The organism is Sinomonas sp. RB5, assembly GCF_054063535.1.
In genome coordinates, this window is sequence record NZ_JBSSGJ010000009.1 from 1 (window position 1) to 15470 (window position 15470).

Below are 15470 nucleotides of genomic sequence, written 5' to 3' on the forward strand. Positions count from 1 at the left end.
CAAAGCTCGAGGGCCTGAGCCCGGTCCGATACCGGGCCCAGGCCCTCGCAGCCTAGACTTTCACTTCACCAGTCCAACTCTCGGGGACCAGTTCATCTGCCGGGCGGCGCCCCCTGTTGTCGGTGCGCGGTGCGCTGGGGCGCGCTACTCGCCCTGGCGGGAGTCGCCGTCGTGCCGCGGCCGGCCCTCGTCGTCGCGGGCCTCCTGCTCGCCGGCGGCCCCCTCGCCGAGGGCGTGGGAGCCGTGGGACTCCTGGTGACCCTGGGATTCCTGGTCGCCCTGGGCCTCCTGGCCACCGTGGGCCTCCTGCCCCCCGGCGCCGTGGGCGGGCACTGCGCCCTGGTGCTGCTGGGTGTGCTCCGGCTCGATGCGGATCCCGTACTGCGGGCGCCCGTCAGGCAGGTCGTGGATGCCCGGACGCGACTCGGGTGCGGGCTGCGGGGGCTGCTGCGCCTGGGGCTGCCCCGGCTGGCCCGCGGGCTGCCCGGCGTTCACCCCGTACGGGTCCGTCCAGCCGGTGGGGCGCTTCGGCTCCTCCTGCTGCGGGGGCTGCCACTGCTGGCCGTAGCCCTGGTCGCCGTAGCCCTGATGGCCCTGGCCGCCCTGGTGGTAGCCGCCGCCCTGGCCCCAGTCCTGCCCGTGCTGGCCGTACTGGCCTCCTTGCCCGTACTGGCCTCCTTGCCCGTACTGGCCTCCCTGCCCGGACTGGCCCTGGCTGTAGCCGCCGTGGCCCCAGCCGCCGTGGGCCATGCCCTGCCCCATGGGCAGCTGGGCGAGGAGCCGGCGTGCCTCGTGGGCCACCTCGTGGCCCACCACGACGTCGTAGTTGCTCGCAATGACCTGGCTCGTGGAGGTGAAGTCGCGCTTGCCGCGCTGCATCGCGTACGTGACGATGCCGAAGAGCATGAAGAAGGCAGCACCCATGAGCACCGAGGTGATGATGGAGAAGTAGCTGCCGTTCGGAGTGAAGAAGGAGAGCAGCACCCCCACGAAGAGGCCGAACCACATGCCGCTGAGGGCTCCGTTGAGCGCGACACGCGGGTAGCTCAGCCGCCCCGTCACCCGCTCGACGAGCTTGAGGTCGTTGCCGACGATGGCGACCAGCTCGACGGGGAACTGCTGGTCCGCGAGGTAGTCCACCGCCTTCTGTGCATCCAGGTAGGAGGTATAGGAACCGACGGTTTCGCCCTGCGGGAGGGTGCGGGCCTCGTCAGCGGGCTTGGCGGAACCGAACATGTTGGACATGTCCCTATTCTTACCCGTCTTGCTGCACGGCGTGCCGCTTTCCGCTCAGAGTGAGCGGTGAGATTGCTCTGGAGTAGCCTAGACGGGTGAGTTGGACCCCCACCCGTGTCTTCGTCGCCAGGCTGCTCGGCCTCGACGTCTTCGACCCTGCCGGAGACAGGGTCGGGCGGCTGCGCGACGTCGTCGTCCTTCCCCGCGGCGGCCGCCCCCCGCAGGCGGTGGGGATCGTCGTCGAAGTTCCGGGCAAGCGCCGGGTGTTCGTGCCGATGACGCGCGTGACCAGCATGGACCAGTCCCAGATCATCACGACCGGGCTGATCAACCTGCGCCGGTTCGAGCAGCGCGGCGCGGAACAGCTCGTGCTGGGCGACATGTTCGACCGGCACGTGGTCCTCGTCGAGGACGGCAGCCAGGCCGCGATCGAGGACCTCGCGATGGACCAGCAGCGCAACGGCGACTGGCTCGTGAGCAAGCTCTTCGTCCGCCGCCTCATGCCCGGACGCGGCCTCCGGAGCCTCCGGCGCGGCGAGACGGTCCTCGTCGACTGGGAGGACACGCGGCACGCGGCCGGGCTGGCCCGCGGCGCCGCGCAGTTCCTCGCCACGCACGAGGACCTCAAGCCGGCGGACTTCGCCGACGCCATGCAGGAGATGAGCGACCAGCGGCGCTTCGAGGTCGTCGCCGAGCTGCAGGACGAGCGCCTCGCCGATGTGCTCCAGGAGCTCCCCGAGGACGACCAGGTGGAGATCCTCTCGGCCCTCGACCTCGAGCGTGCCGCGGACGTGCTCGAGGAGATGGATCCGGACGACGCCGCCGACCTCCTCGCGGACCTCCCCGCCGAGAAGGCCGAGGAGCTGCTCCAGCTCATGGAGCCCGAGGATGCCGAGGACGTCCGCCGCCTCCTGCAGTACGACGAGGGCACCGCCGGCTCCGTCATGACGCCCGTCCCGGTGATCCTGCCCCCCGAGGCGACCGTCGCCGAGGCGCTGGCCCACGTGCGGCGCGAGGAGCTGAGCCCTGCCCTGGCCTCCGCGATCTTCATCTGCCGGCCGCCGCTCGAGACACCCACGGGCCGCTACCTCGGCACGGTGCACATCCAGCAGCTCCTGCGCAGCGCGCCGCCCGAGCAGCTCGGCTCGATCGTGGACAAGAACCTCGAGCCGATGAAGGACCTCGACTCGATCAGCGATGTGGCCCGCACGATGGCCCAGTACAACCTCAATTCGCTGGCCGTAGTCAACGCGGACGGCCGTCTTGTGGGGGCGGTGACCGTCGACGACCTCCTCGATCACCTCCTGCCCGACGACTGGCGCGTGCACGAGGACGGCGAGCCTGTGAAGAAGTTCGGAGGACGCTTTGGCTGAGCCCCGCAAGCTGCCCGGTCTGGACACACCCCTCGAGCAGCGAAGCAGGCTCCTCCCCCGCCTCAGTCCCGACCCGGATGCCTTCGGCCGCTTCGCCGAGAGCTTCGCCCGCTACATGGGGACGCCGCGCTTCCTGCTCTACATGACGCTGTTCTGCGTGGTCTGGCTGGGCTGGAACACCTTTGCCCCCGAGACGATGCAGTTCGACCCGCGGTCGCTGAACTACACCCTGCTCACCCTCCTGCTCTCGCTCCAGGCCTCGTACGCCGCACCCCTGATCCTCCTGGCGCAGAACCGGCAGGATGACCGGGACCGGGTCCAGATCGAGCAGGACCGTTCGCGCAACGAGCGCAGCCTCGCCGACACCGAGTACCTGACGCGGGAGCTCGCGTCGCTGCGCCTCGCCCTGCGCGAGGTGGCGACCCGCGACTTCGTGCGCGGCGAGCTGCGCTCCCTCCTCGAGGACCTCTCCGCCGACCAGGACGAGCCGGACGTCGAGGATCGGTCCGAAGGGGCCAAGGCCCGCAGGGACCGCCGCCAGCGCGGCCCCCGGACGCAGCACATCCCCCGGGTGCGCGAAAGCGGGGTCGCCGAATGAGCCGCGTGTCCGAGGAGGCCGTCCGCGCGGCCCTGCACGGCGTCCTCGATCCGGAGCTGCGCCGGCCCATCGACGAGCTCGGCATGCTTCGCTCGGTGACGGTCGACGGCGGCCGGGTCACCGTGGGCGTGCTCCTCACCATCGCGGGGTGTCCGCTCCGGGGCACCATCGAGCAGGATGTGACCGCCGCGCTCCGTTCCGTCCCCGGCGTGGAGGAGACCGCCGTCGACCTCGACGTGATGACCCCCGAGCAGCGCAAGGAGCTCAAGGAGCGCCTCCGCCCCGGGCGGGGCATCCCCTTCAGCCGGCCGGACTCGCTGACCAAGGTCTTCGCCGTCGCAAGCGGCAAGGGCGGCGTGGGCAAGTCATCGGTCACCGTGAACCTCGCGTGCGAGCTCGCCGCGCGCGGGCTGCGGGTCGGGATCGTCGACGCGGATGTGCACGGCTTCTCAGTGCCCGGCCTGCTCGGGACCACGGGCACGCCCACCCAGGTGGACGACATGATCCTGCCTCCTCTCGCGCACGGCGTGAAGGTGATCTCGATCGGCATGTTCGTCCAGGGCAACCAGCCCGTGGTGTGGCGCGGACCCATGCTGCACCGCGCGCTCGAGCAGTTCCTCGGCGACGTGTACTTCGGTGACCTCGATGTCCTCTTCCTCGACCTGCCCCCGGGCACCGGGGACGTGGCCATCTCGGTCTCGCAGCTGCTGCCGAACGCCGAGCTGCTCGTCGTGACCACGCCGCAGACGGCCGCGGCGGAGGTCGCCGAGCGGGCGGGGACGGTGTCGGCGCAGACCGGTCAGAGGGTCGCGGGCGTGATCGAGAACATGGCGGGCCTGACGCTCCCGGACGGGACCGTGATGGAGGTCTTCGGCTCCGGCGGCGGGCAGCGGGTGGCCGAACGGCTGACCGCGGCGCTCGGCACCCCGGTCCCACTGCTGGGCCAGGTGCCGCTGGACGTAGGGCTGCGCGCGGGCGGCGATGCCGGCACCCCGATTGTCCTCAGCGATCCGGGCTCCCCGGCGGCCGTGGCCCTGCGCACCATCGCGGACCGCCTGGCCGCGGTGCCCCGCAACTTGTCAGGACGCCGTCTGGGCGTGACCCCAGCCGTCTGAGGCCCGCCCATCCGAGGCTTGGCCGTCAGGTCGCCTCGGAGTCGAACGGGGCCTTCTCCCCCGCCTGGAGGCGCTCCACAAGCGGGGCGGGAACGCTGGCGGCGGCAGCGGTGGCGCCGGCGGCCGCAGCCAGGGCGGGCGCGGGAGCCGGCGTGGCGCTGGGGGCGTCGTCGTCGAGCAGCGCGTCCCGGATGATCTTGCGGGGGTCGTACTGGCGGGGATCGTACTTGCGCCAGTCCACCTCGCTGAGGTCGACTCCGGTTTCCTCCTTGAGCTGCTCCTTCGCCCCGGCGGCCATGCGGCGCAGCTCCTTGACGATGTTGGCGAGCTTCTGGGTGTATTCGGGCAGCCGCTTGGGGCCGATCACGAGGATGCCGATGACCAGCAGGATGAGGAATTCCGGGCCGTTGATTCCGAACACGCGTGCAACACTACCTTCTGCCCGAGCGGGCCAGCGATTCCAGCGGGGAGCCTTCTGTCAGGGGCGTCCGGAGGCGCCGACGACCACCAGGAGCCCGCGCCCCAGCCGGTCGAGGGGGTCATCGGAGTGGGCAGCGGTCTGGGCCGTGGCACCCGGTGCGGGGCGCACTGCGGGCCCTCCGCCGGGTGCCGTCCGCACCAGCGCAGCGGCGCCGTTGCCGGCGGCCGGGCGGGAGGCGGGATCGCCGGCCACGGCGTAGGCGGTCACCGCGAGCGCAGCGGCGCACGCGGCCGCGCCCGCCAGGGCCGTGAGACCGAGGCGCACAGCGCACCGGGCCCGGGACCGCGGGGCCGCCCGCTCTGCCAGCTCGGCCTGGGCGGCGAGGTACTGGGTGCGTTCGAGGAGCCGCTCCTGCAGGGCATCGGAGGCGTTCGGAACCTGCACCTGCCTCAGGGACGCGAGGTAGCGGCGCTCGGTCTCGAGCCGTCCCCGGCAGTCCGGACAGCCGCGGACGTGGTCGCCGGAGGCGGGGTGGTCATCGGGGAGCAGGCTGCTCCAGCGTGGCATGCCCATCCGGCCGCCTCAGCGCGTGCCGCGGGCCACACGCGGGAGCGCGAGGCGCTTCTTCGCGGAACTCCGTCGGGGGTCGCGGTGCGCCAGCTTCTCGCGCAGGAGCGTCCTGCCCCGATGGATCCGGCTGCGGACCGTGCCGAGCTTCACGCCCAGGGCATCGGCCACCTCGTCGTACGAGAGGCCTTCGAGGTCGCAGAGCACCACGGCGGCGCGGAAGTCCGGCGGGAGCTCCTCGAGGGCAGCCTGGACGTCGAGGTCCAGGTTGTTCATCTCGTAGCTGCGCTCCGGCCCGGGCTCCCGCCCGGGTAGGCGGGACTCCGCGTCCTCGGCGAGGGCATCGAAGCGGATGCGGCCCTTGCGGCGGGCCTGGTCGAGGAACAGGTTCGTGGTGATGCGGTGCAGCCAGCCGTCGAGCGTGCCGGGCTTGAAGTTCTCCAGCGAACGGAACACCCGCACGAAGACCTCCTGCGTGAGGTCCTCGGCGTCGTGCTGGTTGCCGGTGAGACGGTAGGCGAGCCGGTACACCTTCGCGGAGTGCTGGGCTACCACCTCTTCCCACGTCGGGGGGACCCAGGGCTGGCCTTCTGGGGTCTGGCCCTCTGGGGCCTGCCCGTCGTGGGCCTGGGTGGCCGCAGCCGATCCAGCTGACACGTCCACGCACCTGCCTTCGCTCCGTTGGTGATCGGAACCCCATTCTTCCAGCGCAGGCTGGGAGTTGGCTCGGCGTTCCGCCGCCAGCGTACAGGCTCCCGGGACGATAGGCTTGATCAGCTCCCCCGTCACCGCGGAGTCCCCGCGTGAAGCGAAACTGAGGCGAAAGCAGGCATGACCTCCGACAAGTCCACCAGCTGGTCCTATACCGAGGCGTTCGCGTCCGAGGACATCGTGATGGACCGGGCCCGGGAGCGCTCCTACGACCTGGGCGTGACGGCCGTGAGCGCCGGGGTCGGCGCGGTGCTGACAGTGCTCGCCGCGTCGTCGAAGGCGCATGCCGCCGTGGAGGTCGGCTCGGGCGCCGGCGTCTCGGGGCTGTGCATCCTCAGGGGTCTGGCGTCCCATGCCGTGTTCACGACGATCGACCGGGACGTGGAGCACCTCAAGGCCGCGCGCGAGGCCTTCGCGGAGGCCGGCCTGCTCACGAGCCGGGTGCGCACCATCCCGGGGCGGGCCGCCGCGGTCCTCCCCCGCCTCACCGACGGCGCGTACGACCTCGTCTTCATCGACGCCGACAAGCCCAACGCGCTCCTGTATGCAGAGCAGGGGATCAGGCTCCTGCGTCCCGGCGGGCTGCTCATCGTCAATGACGCCCTCGACCGCGACCGCGTCTCCAATCCTGCCCACCGCGAGCCCACCACGGTCCGCCTGCGCGAGCTCCACCGGGCCCTCCGCGCGGACGAGCGCCTGACCACCGCGATCCTGCCGACGGGCGACGGGCTCATCGTGGCGGCGCGGGGGGCGTGATGCACTCCGGCGGCCCGGCGAAGGCGGAGGCTCCGGGCACGACAAAGGGCCGGTCCCCTGGGACCGGCCCTTGAACGTTCCTCGGCCGTTCGGCGACCCTACTGGGTGACGCCGACGAGGCACTCCCGCAGCTCGGCAGCCTCATCGGCGTTGAGCTCGACGACCAGCCGACCGCCACCCTCGAGGGGCACCCGCATGATCAGGCTCCGGCCCTCCTTGGTGACCTCCATCGGCCCGTCCCCGGTACGCGGTTTCATGGCTGCCATGTGCTCTTCCCCTCCAGTCGGTCATCCGCACGATGTGCTGCTGACAACATTACCAGCCGGCCCCCCTTGCACCCGCGAGCGACCGGAACGGGCGTGCCGATCGCACGGGGCCCTACGGTGCCCAGTCGCCACCGCTCGGAAGCGGGAACCAGACCCACAGCCACACGACCCAGACGATCTGCAGCAGCACGAACATCACGAGCGCCGTCCACCGGTAGGCACGCGAGCGGGACAGCCCGGCCGCCGCGAGCGCCAGCGGGACCAGCGGCAGCATCATCCGGAACGTGCTCGTCTGGGGGTAGAGGAACGCCAGCAGGTAGAGCGCATAGGCGGCGCACCACAGCTGCATCTCGAGACCCACGCGGCGCACGTGGGCGCTCGTGAGGTAGAGGGCGCCCAGCACCACCAGGACGAACGGGGCGATCGGCCCCATGACCGGGCCGAAGAGGTACTGGCCCGTGTCGAACCACGGCAGGAACGGCACCAGGTCCTGGCCCCTCCACACCGCTTCCGTGGTCGTGTAGGCGTCCGGGACTCCCGTCACCGCCCACGCGATGGCCGGCCAGGCCGCGGCTGCAGCACCTCCGACGACGGTGAGGGCCCCCAGCCGCGCCAGCTCGCCCGCCGTCGTGCCCTCCCTGCGGCACCGCACCAGCCGCACCAGGAAGACGGCGGCGAGCATGAGCGCGAACGGCACGCCGACGGGCCGGGTGAGGGCCATGACGGCGACCACGGGCATCGCGGCGAGGTAGCGGCGCTCGACGACCCACAGGAGTGCCCAGGCGAGGAACAGGAGCCCGAGGGACTCCGCGTACGGGATCTGCAGGATGGCCGAGACCGGGAAGAACGCCACGAACGCCACGCCCCACAGCGCCGTGTCATGGCCGGCGCGCAGCCGGAACAGCCGGTAGAGGACCAGGGCGGCAGCGAACCCGGCGACCAGGGCGACGATCTGCGCCCAGGCCTGCCACGGCAGGCCCGAGACGCTGCTGAGGGCGCGGATGACCAGCGGGTACACCGGGTAGAACGCCCATGCGTTCTCCTTCACGGCCCCGGTCGGCGTGTGCGGGAGCGTGGACGGGTAGCTGTTCTGGACGATCCGGCCGTACCACTCCGAGTCCCAGATCTGCACGAAGTGCCAGTAGTCCGGCTGCGCCGGGAACCACGGGTTGTGGCCCTGCTGGAGCGCTGCCGCGGAGATGATGCAGAAGCTGACCACCCGGCTCACGGCGTACACCGCCACGACCTGCACCCACCACGGCAGCCCCCCGAAACGGGCCGCGCCGGCGCGCACCAGGCCGGCCAGGGCGCGGTGGAGGGCGCTCGGCCGGGCGGTGGCCGGGCTGTCCTCGACGCCCGTCATCGCGTCAGTCATCATCACGGGGCTCCCTCGCGGACTTGAGCTGCTCGGTGAGCGCGTGGATGAGGGCGGCCTGGACGCCGATCCGGTCCCGCAGCCGCGCGAGCACCTCGTCGACCTGGTCCATGCGGTAGCCGCGGAACGCGAGCGCGAACCGGACGGCGTCCACGTCCTCGGGGTTGGGATGCTCGGGCAGGTAGACCGGCGGAAGCCCTGTCGGGGGTTCCTCGAGCCCCCGAGGTGCGGGCGCCGTCGCGCCGCTGCCCTCCGCTCCGGGCCGCCGGGCCGAGGAGGCGCGGCCGACGTCGACGGCGAACCACGCGAGTCCCCCGGCCAGGACGATCGCGACGAAGACGAGGAAGAAGCTCACGCGCCCTCCGCCGTGCCCTCGATGTCCGGGTCCTCGTCGAAGTCGGGATCGGCGTTGCCGAACATGCCCCCGCGGCGCTCCACGGCGCCGAGGCCCCTGAGCACGTGGTCCACCGCGGTCTCCGGGTCATCCACCACGGCGATGAGGTCGAGGTCCGACTCGGAGATCATGCCCTCGCCCACGAGGGTCGCGCGGATCCAGTCGACGAGCGGATTCCAGAACTCGGAGCCCACCAGGACGATCGGGAACTGCGTCACCTTGCCCGTCTGGACCAGCACCATGGCCTCGAACAGCTCATCGAGGGTGCCGAGCCCGCCCGGGAGCACGATGAAGCCGTGGGCGTACTTGACGAACATCGTCTTGCGCGCGAAGAAGTAGCGGAAGTTCACCCCGAGGTCGACCCACGAGTTGAGGCCTGTCTCGAAGGGCAGCTCGATCCCGAGTCCCACGGACGTGCCCGATCCCTCGACCGCGCCGCGGTTCGCCGCCTCCATCGAGCCCGGGCCGCCTCCGGTGATGACGGCCACTCCGGACTCGGCGAGCAGCCGCCCGATGGCCACCCCGGTCTCGTAGTAGGCGGTGCCGGGCTTGGTGCGGGCAGAGCCGAAGACGCTCACCGCCGGCCCCAGCTCCGCGAGAGCGCCGAAGCCCTCGACGAACTCGCTCTGGATCCGCATCACCCGCCAGGGATCGGTGTGGACGAAGCGGCCGGCCCCCTTGGTGTCGAGGAGATGCTGGTCCGCGGTGCCCTGCTGCGTCTGGCGCCTGCGCAGCTCGATCGGGCCCTTCCGCCGCCACGGGACGTGGCCTCCGTTGCGTGCGGGGGTCTGCGCGGCGCCCGGCTCGCTGCCCGGCTGGGATTCGGTGCTCATGCACCCAAGGCTAGTCTCGCTTCAATCACGATTCAGGCATGCGGTCGGAGGCGGTCGCGCCGCACTGTTCATTGTCCGATACATTTTCCCTATGACTACCGACACATCGGCGACTGCGCTCGTCTCTGTCAAGGGCGTGAACAAGCATTACGGCCAGCTCCACGTGCTCCAGAACATCGATCTGGACGTCAGCAAGGGCGAGGTCGTGGTGGTCATCGGCCCCTCGGGCTCTGGCAAGTCGACGCTGTGCCGCGCGATCAACCGCCTCGAGACGATCGAGGACGGCGAGATCTTCATCGACGGCAAGAAGCTCCCCGAGGAGGGGAAGGAGCTCGCCCGCCTGCGGGCGGACGTCGGCATGGTGTTCCAGTCCTTCAACCTCTTCGCCCACAAGACGATCCTCGAGAACGTCACCCTCGGCCCGATGAAGGTCAAGGGTGTGGACAAGGCCACCGCCGAGAAGGAGGCCATGGCACTCCTCGAGCGGGTCGGCGTGGGGCATCAGGCCCCGAAGCTGCCCGCCCAGCTCTCCGGCGGCCAGCAGCAGCGCGTGGCCATCGCGCGGGCCCTGGCAATGAAGCCCAAGGTCATGCTGTTCGACGAGCCCACCTCGGCGCTGGACCCCGAGATGATCAATGAGGTGCTCGACGTCATGGTGCAGCTGGCGAAGGAGGGCATGACGATGATTGTCGTGACCCACGAGATGGGGTTCGCGCGCAAGGCCGCGGACCGCGTCGTCTTCATGGCTGACGGCCAGATCGTCGAGCAGGCCAAGCCCGAGGAGTTCTTCACGAACCCGCAGAGCAGCCGCGCGAAGGACTTCCTCTCCAAGCTGCTCACCCACTGACCCTCCATCACTTCCGCCTGCACCCGGGCCACGACGGCCCGAGAAGAAAGGAACGCTCCACCATGGCACTCTTCCGCACCAAGAAGGCCGTGCTGACTGCCGCCACGGCGGCCCTCGCACTCACCCTGTCCGCCTGTGGCGGATCCGGCGGCTCCGGCGGCTCCGGCGACGGCTCCTCCGCCTCCGCCGCCCCGTACAAGGTCGCCACCAACGTCTCCCTCTCCGGCAGCCCGACCTTCGACAAGATCAAGTCGGCCGGCAAGGTGACGATCGGCGTCAAGCAGGACCAGCCCGGGCTCGGGTTCAAGGACGCGGCCACCGGCGAGTACAGCGGCTTCGACATCGAGATCGCCAAGTGGATGGCCGCCTCGCTGGGCTACGGCACGGACAAGATCGAGTTCAAGCCGATCCCCTCGGCCAACCGCGAGTCCGCCATCCAAAACGGCGACATCAACTTCTACGTCGGCACGTACTCCATCACCGACAAGCGCAAGAAGCTCGTCGACTTCGCCGGCCCGTACTTCGTCACCGGCCAGGGCCTGCTGGTGAAGAAGGACAACACGACGATCAACAGCGAGAAGGACCTCGCGGGCAAGAACGTCTGCTCGGCGACGGGTTCGACGCCGATCCAGAACATCAAGGCGAACTTTCCGCAGACCAAGACCACGGAATTCGACACGTACTCGCAGTGCGTCGAGGCCCTCAAGAACGGCCAGACGGACGCCGTCACGACCGACCAGGCCATCCTCCTCGGCTACGCCGCCCAGGAGCCGGACACCCTCAAGGTGGTCGGCCAGCCGTTCACGACCGAGAAGTACGGCATCGGCCTGCCCAAGGGCGACACGGCGCTGCGGAAGTTCTTCAATGACACGCTGACCAACGGCAAGGACACGTGGCAGAAGATCTACGACTCGACGCTCGGCAAGTCGGGCACGAAGGTCTCACAGCCCGCCGTCGACAACTACTGACAGGCACGGTGGGCGGGGCGTTCGGCGCCCCGCCCACCGCCGTTTCGGCTAGAAAGCGAAGGCTGCCGTGAGCACCCTGCTCGACAATCTCGACCTCTTCACCACCGGATTCAAGAACACGGTCATCCTGTTCGTGGTCTCCGGGCTGTTCGCCCTGATCCTCGGAACGATCGTGGGCGCCATGCGTGTCTCCCCCGTGCCGGCCCTGCGGGCCTTCGGGACCCTGTACGTCAACGTCATCCGCAACACGCCGCTGACCCTCGTGCTGTTCTTCTTCGCGCTCGGGTACCCGAAGCTCGGCCTCCCGGAGATCGACTTCATGACCGCCGCGACCATCGGCCTGAGCCTCTACACCGCGACCTATGTGGCCGAGGTGCTTCGCTCCGGCATCAATACGGTCCCCGTGGGCCAGGCCGAGGCCGCACGCGCCATCGGCCTGCCGTTCACCCAGACCCTCACGCTCGTGATCCTGCCCCAGGCCTTCCGCTCGGTGCTGCCGCCGCTCTTCAGCGTCCTCATTGCCCTTCTGAAGAACACGACCGTGGCCGCAGGCTTCTCGGTCGCCGAGGCCGGCGCGATCCGGGCGAACCTCTCCGAGCGCGGCTATCCCGCGATGGAGGGCCTGCTCTGGGTGGCCCTGTTCTTCGTGATCCTCGTCCTGATCCTCGCCCAGCTCCAGCGCTACTTCGAGAAGAAGTGGAAGGTGGCCCGATGAGCTCCGTCCTCTACGACGCCCCGGGCCGCAAGGCCCGTACCCGCCACCTCGTGCTCGGGGTTGTGGGCACGCTCGTGATCCTCGCCATCCTCGGCTTCATCGTGTGGCGCTTCGCGGAGACCGGCCAGTTCAGCGCCGCGAAGTGGAAGATCTTCACGTTCCCGCTCGTCCAGCGGACCCTCCTCAACGCCGTGGGCGCGACGCTCTCCGCGTTCGCGGTGGCGGCCGTGGGGAGCCTCGTGCTCGGCATCGTGCTGGCCATCGGCAGGCTCTCCGACCGCGTCTGGGTGTCCCGGCCGTTCCACTGGTTCACCGAGCTCTTCCGCGCGATCCCCGTCCTGATCCTCATGATGATGATCTACTACGGGCTCCCGCCGCTCTTCCACGTGAACTGGCCGCCGTTCGTGGCCGTGGTCGTCGCGCTGATCCTCTACAACGGCTCGGTGCTCGCCGAGGTGTTCCGCGCGGGCATCGAGGCCCTCCCCAAGGGCCAGCGCGAGGCAGGCTTCGCGATCGGCATGCGCAAGTCCCAGGTGATGCAGTCCATCCTGCTGCCGCAGGCCGTGCGCTCGATGCTGCCGGTGATCATCTCCCAGCTCGTCGTGACGCTCAAGGACACCGCCCTCGGCTTCATCGTCACCTACAACGAGATCCTGTTCCAGGCCAAGTACTTCGGCTCGCAGGCACAGTACGGCTCGCCGATCGTCCCCGCGGCGATCGTGGCCGGCGTGCTCTACGTGGGCATGTGCCTGATCCTCTCGGGCCTCGCGAAGTTCGCGGAGAGCCGCCTGCGCCGGAGCCCGCGCGTGTCCGGCGGACGCAAGGGCACGGCCATGGTGGCAGCGCAGGACGCCGCAGCGCAGATCTGAGCCGGCCCCTTCTGGGAGTCACCTTCTGGGAGTCACCTTCTGGGAGTCACCTCCTGCGGTCCACCCGCTGGAGGTGACTTCCAGGACGTGACTCCCAGACGGCTTTAACGGCTCCCTGACGGCTTCAGGCCCGGAGCCAGGCCTCGAGGGAGGCGAGGCACTCCCTGATGGCCGCCGCCTCGACCCGCTCGTCGTCCTTGTGGGCCAGCAGCGCGTCCCCGGGACCGAAGTTGACCGCCGGCACCCCGAGCTGGGAGAACCTCGCCACGTCCGTCCACCCGTACTTGGGCAGCGGGTCGCGGCCCACGACGGCGACGAACGCCGCCGCCGCGGGGTGGTTCAGGCCCGGCCGGGCACCAGGAGCGCCATCGGTGCGGACCACCTCGAAGCCCTCCAGGAGGGTCCGCACCGCAGCCTCGGCCTCCTCGATCCCCTTGTCCGGCGCGAAGCGGTAGTTGATGGTGACGGTGCAGCGGTCGGGGATCACGTTCCCCGCCGTCCCGCCGGAGATCCCCACGGCGTTGAGACTCTCCCGGTAGTCGAGCCCGTCCACGGTCACGGTCGCCGGAGAGTAGTCGGCGAGACGGGCGAGGATGGGGGCGGCCGCGTGGATCGCGTTCCGGCCCATCCAGGCGCGCGCTGAGTGCGCCGCCTCGCCCACCGTCGTCGCCTCGACACGCAGCGTGCCGTTGCAGCCGCCCTCCACCGTCCCGTTGGTGGGCTCGAGGAGGATCGCGAAGTCGCCGGCCAGCAGGTCGGGGTGGTTGGCCGCGAGCCGTCCCAGCCCGCTCTTCGAGGCCTCCACCTCCTCGTGGTCGTAGAACACGAAGGTGACGTCCCGGGCGGCCGACGCGGGTGTGGCAGGCGAGGCGCCGGCGTCGTGCGTCCCGGCGGCGGGGAACAGGCGGGCGGCGAGGGCGAGCTGGACCGCCACGCCTCCCTTCATGTCGGTCGCGCCGCGCCCCCACAGCGTCCCCTCCCCCGGCTCCCCGTCCCACGACGACGGCACGGTTCCCCGTGCACCGTCAACGGTGGGGAGCGGAACGGTGTCGATGTGCCCGGCGAGGATGACCCGCTCGCTGCGGCCGAGCCCGGAGCGGGCAACGATCGCGTCGCCGTCGCGCACGACGGACAGCGACGTCTGGGCGCGCAGCGCGCGCTCGATCGCGTCCGCGAGGGCCGTCTCCTCGCCCGACACGCTGTTGGCATCGATGAGCGCGGCGGTGAGGAGGGCGACGTCCTGCGTCAGGTCAAGGTCCGCGGAGGCTGGTGAAGTCACCCGCCCAGCATAGTTTCTGGCACCCCCTGCGGTGCGGACCGCGGGCGCGGCCGCCGATAGACTGGGAACCATGACTGAGACCCCTGCCGCACCCCGCGCTGCCCACGGCTTCGGCCTCGCCACCATCCACGTGGCCACCTCTGCGACCGGAGCCGATGAGGCCACCGTGCTCGACGTCTGGTTCCCCGCCCCTGCGCTCGGAGAGGCCGCCGAGCACCTCGCGGACGCCGTCGTCGACGCCGCGCCGGCCGAGCTCGTGGACGCCGCGGAGAACGGGGCCGACGCCGATCGGAGCACGCAGACCAAGGTGGTCTTCGTCCAGATCGACCTCGACCAGGCTCCGGCCGACACCGCGGACGCCTACCTGCGCCTCCACCTGCTCTCCCACCGGCTCGTGCGCCCGAACACGGTCAACCTCGACGGCCTGTTCGGCAAGCTGCCGAACGTCGTGTGGACCAACTTCGGCCCGTGCCACCCGGCCGGCTTCGAGGCCACGCGCGCCCGTCTGCGGCGCCGCGGCGCGGTCACGGTCTTCGGCGTGGACAAGTTCCCGCGCATGGTCGACTACGTCGTGCCGTCCGGGGTCCGGATCGCCGACGCCGACCGCGTCCGCCTCGGCGCCCACCTCGCCGAGGGGACCACGGTGATGCACGAGGGCTTCGTCAACTTCAACGCCGGCACGCTGGGCACCTCCATGGTCGAGGGCCGCATCTCCGCGGGCGTCGTCGTGGGCGACGGGACGGATGTGGGCGGGGGCGCGTCCATCATGGGCACGCTCTCCGGCGGCGGCCGCGAGCGGATTGCGCTCGGCGAGCGCGTGCTCCTCGGCGCCAATTCGGGCGTGGGCATCTCGATCGGCGACGATTCCGTGGTGGAGGCCGGACTGTACGTGACGGCCGGCACCCGCGTGCGGATCGGCGGCTTCAAGGACGCGTTCGGCGAGAACGCGGAGAAGGTCGTCAAGGCCGTCGAGCTCTCCGGCCAGTCGAACCTCCTGTTCCGCCGCAACTCGACGACCGGCCAGGTCGAGGCGCTCCCCCGCAACGGCCAGACGGTCGAGCTCAACGAGGCCCTGCACGCCAACTGACGCTCCCCGCGTCCTGGGGCGGCCCGCGCACGTCGCTGGGCCGCCTGTGTCCCCACGCCC

18 protein-coding genes are annotated in these 15470 nt (G+C 70.7%); 9 read left to right on the forward strand and 9 right to left on the reverse strand.

What is annotated here, in order from left to right; genetic code table 11:
- Positions 1–144: 144 nt before the first annotated feature.
- Complete coding sequence (locus tag ACVWWH_RS11675; RefSeq protein ID WP_457316695.1) at positions 145–1245, reverse strand: general stress protein; 1101 nt, start codon at positions 1243–1245, stop codon at positions 145–147.
- An 86-nt stretch (positions 1246–1331) separates the two neighbouring features.
- On the opposite strand from ACVWWH_RS11675, the gene ACVWWH_RS11680 reads away from it, so the two are divergent.
- Genes ACVWWH_RS11680 through ACVWWH_RS11690 form a run of 3 tightly spaced genes read left to right on the forward strand, consistent with a single transcriptional unit; the run spans position 1332 to position 4322 of the window.
- Complete coding sequence (locus ACVWWH_RS11680; protein WP_066498954.1) at positions 1332–2609, forward strand: magnesium transporter MgtE N-terminal domain-containing protein; 1278 nt, start codon at positions 1332–1334, stop codon at positions 2607–2609.
- A complete protein-coding gene (locus ACVWWH_RS11685; RefSeq protein WP_457316696.1) occupies positions 2602–3207 on the forward strand; it encodes a DUF1003 domain-containing protein in 606 nt (201 codons plus the stop codon). Before ACVWWH_RS11680 ends, ACVWWH_RS11685 begins: the two co-directional genes overlap by 8 nt.
- A complete protein-coding gene (locus tag ACVWWH_RS11690; protein ID WP_457316697.1) occupies positions 3204–4322 on the forward strand; it encodes an Mrp/NBP35 family ATP-binding protein in 1119 nt (372 codons plus the stop codon). The genes ACVWWH_RS11685 and ACVWWH_RS11690 overlap by 4 nt, the downstream gene beginning before the upstream one ends.
- Positions 4323–4347: 25 nt before the next feature.
- Here ACVWWH_RS11690 and ACVWWH_RS11695 read toward each other — a convergent pair whose 3' ends face one another.
- From ACVWWH_RS11695 to sigE, 3 genes are read right to left on the reverse strand one after another with little or no spacing between them, the layout of a single operon-like run.
- Complete coding sequence (locus tag ACVWWH_RS11695) at positions 4348–4743, reverse strand: twin-arginine translocase TatA/TatE family subunit (RefSeq protein WP_457316698.1); 396 nt, start codon at positions 4741–4743, stop codon at positions 4348–4350.
- A gap of 57 nt (positions 4744–4800) precedes the next feature.
- Positions 4801–5316, reverse strand: coding sequence for a hypothetical protein (locus ACVWWH_RS11700; protein ID WP_457316699.1), 516 nt, complete (start codon positions 5314–5316; stop codon positions 4801–4803).
- A 9-nt stretch (positions 5317–5325) separates the two neighbouring features.
- Entirely contained in the window at positions 5326–5967 is a 642-nt protein-coding gene (sigE, locus tag ACVWWH_RS11705) for an RNA polymerase sigma factor SigE (RefSeq protein ID WP_457316700.1), read from the reverse strand.
- Between the two features lie 174 nt (positions 5968–6141).
- Between sigE and ACVWWH_RS11710 the strand changes: the two genes are divergently transcribed.
- On the forward strand, positions 6142–6777 hold the full coding sequence (locus tag ACVWWH_RS11710; RefSeq protein ID WP_457316701.1) for an O-methyltransferase: 636 nt from the start codon (positions 6142–6144) through the stop codon (positions 6775–6777).
- A 98-nt stretch (positions 6778–6875) separates the two neighbouring features.
- Here ACVWWH_RS11710 and ACVWWH_RS11715 read toward each other — a convergent pair whose 3' ends face one another.
- The 4 genes from ACVWWH_RS11715 to ACVWWH_RS11730 all read right to left on the reverse strand — a co-directional run bounded on the left by ACVWWH_RS11715 (position 6876) and on the right by ACVWWH_RS11730 (position 9645).
- Positions 6876–7043 carry a DUF3117 domain-containing protein gene (locus ACVWWH_RS11715; protein WP_084249520.1) on the reverse strand — a complete coding sequence of 56 codons (168 nt, stop codon included), beginning with the start codon at positions 7041–7043 and terminating at the stop codon, positions 6876–6878.
- A gap of 112 nt (positions 7044–7155) precedes the next feature.
- Entirely contained in the window at positions 7156–8421 is a 1266-nt protein-coding gene (locus tag ACVWWH_RS11720) for a hypothetical protein (RefSeq protein ID WP_457316702.1), read from the reverse strand.
- A complete protein-coding gene (locus ACVWWH_RS11725; RefSeq protein WP_447419373.1) occupies positions 8411–8773 on the reverse strand; it encodes a DivIVA domain-containing protein in 363 nt (120 codons plus the stop codon). The genes ACVWWH_RS11720 and ACVWWH_RS11725 overlap by 11 nt, the downstream gene beginning before the upstream one ends.
- Positions 8770–9645: an LOG family protein gene (locus ACVWWH_RS11730; RefSeq protein ID WP_447419374.1), complete on the reverse strand. Its 876-nt coding sequence runs from the start codon at positions 9643–9645 to the stop codon at positions 8770–8772. Before ACVWWH_RS11730 ends, ACVWWH_RS11725 begins: the two co-directional genes overlap by 4 nt.
- A 91-nt stretch (positions 9646–9736) precedes the next feature.
- Between ACVWWH_RS11730 and ACVWWH_RS11735 the strand changes: the two genes are divergently transcribed.
- From ACVWWH_RS11735 to ACVWWH_RS11750, 4 genes are all read left to right on the forward strand, one after another.
- A complete protein-coding gene (locus ACVWWH_RS11735; protein ID WP_447419375.1) occupies positions 9737–10492 on the forward strand; it encodes an amino acid ABC transporter ATP-binding protein in 756 nt (251 codons plus the stop codon).
- 62 nt (positions 10493–10554) lie between these two features.
- A complete protein-coding gene (locus tag ACVWWH_RS11740) occupies positions 10555–11460 on the forward strand; it encodes a glutamate ABC transporter substrate-binding protein (RefSeq protein WP_447419376.1) in 906 nt (301 codons plus the stop codon).
- 67 nt (positions 11461–11527) lie between these two features.
- Positions 11528–12175 (forward strand): amino acid ABC transporter permease, encoded by a 648-nt coding sequence (locus ACVWWH_RS11745; protein WP_066498983.1) that lies wholly within the window; start codon positions 11528–11530, stop codon positions 12173–12175.
- Positions 12172–13044: an amino acid ABC transporter permease gene (locus ACVWWH_RS11750; RefSeq protein WP_447419377.1), complete on the forward strand. Its 873-nt coding sequence runs from the start codon at positions 12172–12174 to the stop codon at positions 13042–13044. Before ACVWWH_RS11745 ends, ACVWWH_RS11750 begins: the two co-directional genes overlap by 4 nt.
- A gap of 124 nt (positions 13045–13168) precedes the next feature.
- On the opposite strand, the gene dapE is transcribed toward ACVWWH_RS11750, so the two are convergent.
- Entirely contained in the window at positions 13169–14323 is a 1155-nt protein-coding gene (gene dapE, locus ACVWWH_RS11755) for a succinyl-diaminopimelate desuccinylase (RefSeq protein WP_457316703.1), read from the reverse strand.
- Between the two features lie 70 nt (positions 14324–14393).
- Here dapE and dapD point away from each other — a divergent pair, with 70 nt between their 5' ends.
- On the forward strand, positions 14394–15410 hold the full coding sequence (gene dapD, locus ACVWWH_RS11760) for a 2,3,4,5-tetrahydropyridine-2,6-dicarboxylate N-succinyltransferase (RefSeq protein ID WP_066498991.1): 1017 nt from the start codon (positions 14394–14396) through the stop codon (positions 15408–15410).
- Positions 15411–15470 lie beyond the last annotated feature (60 nt).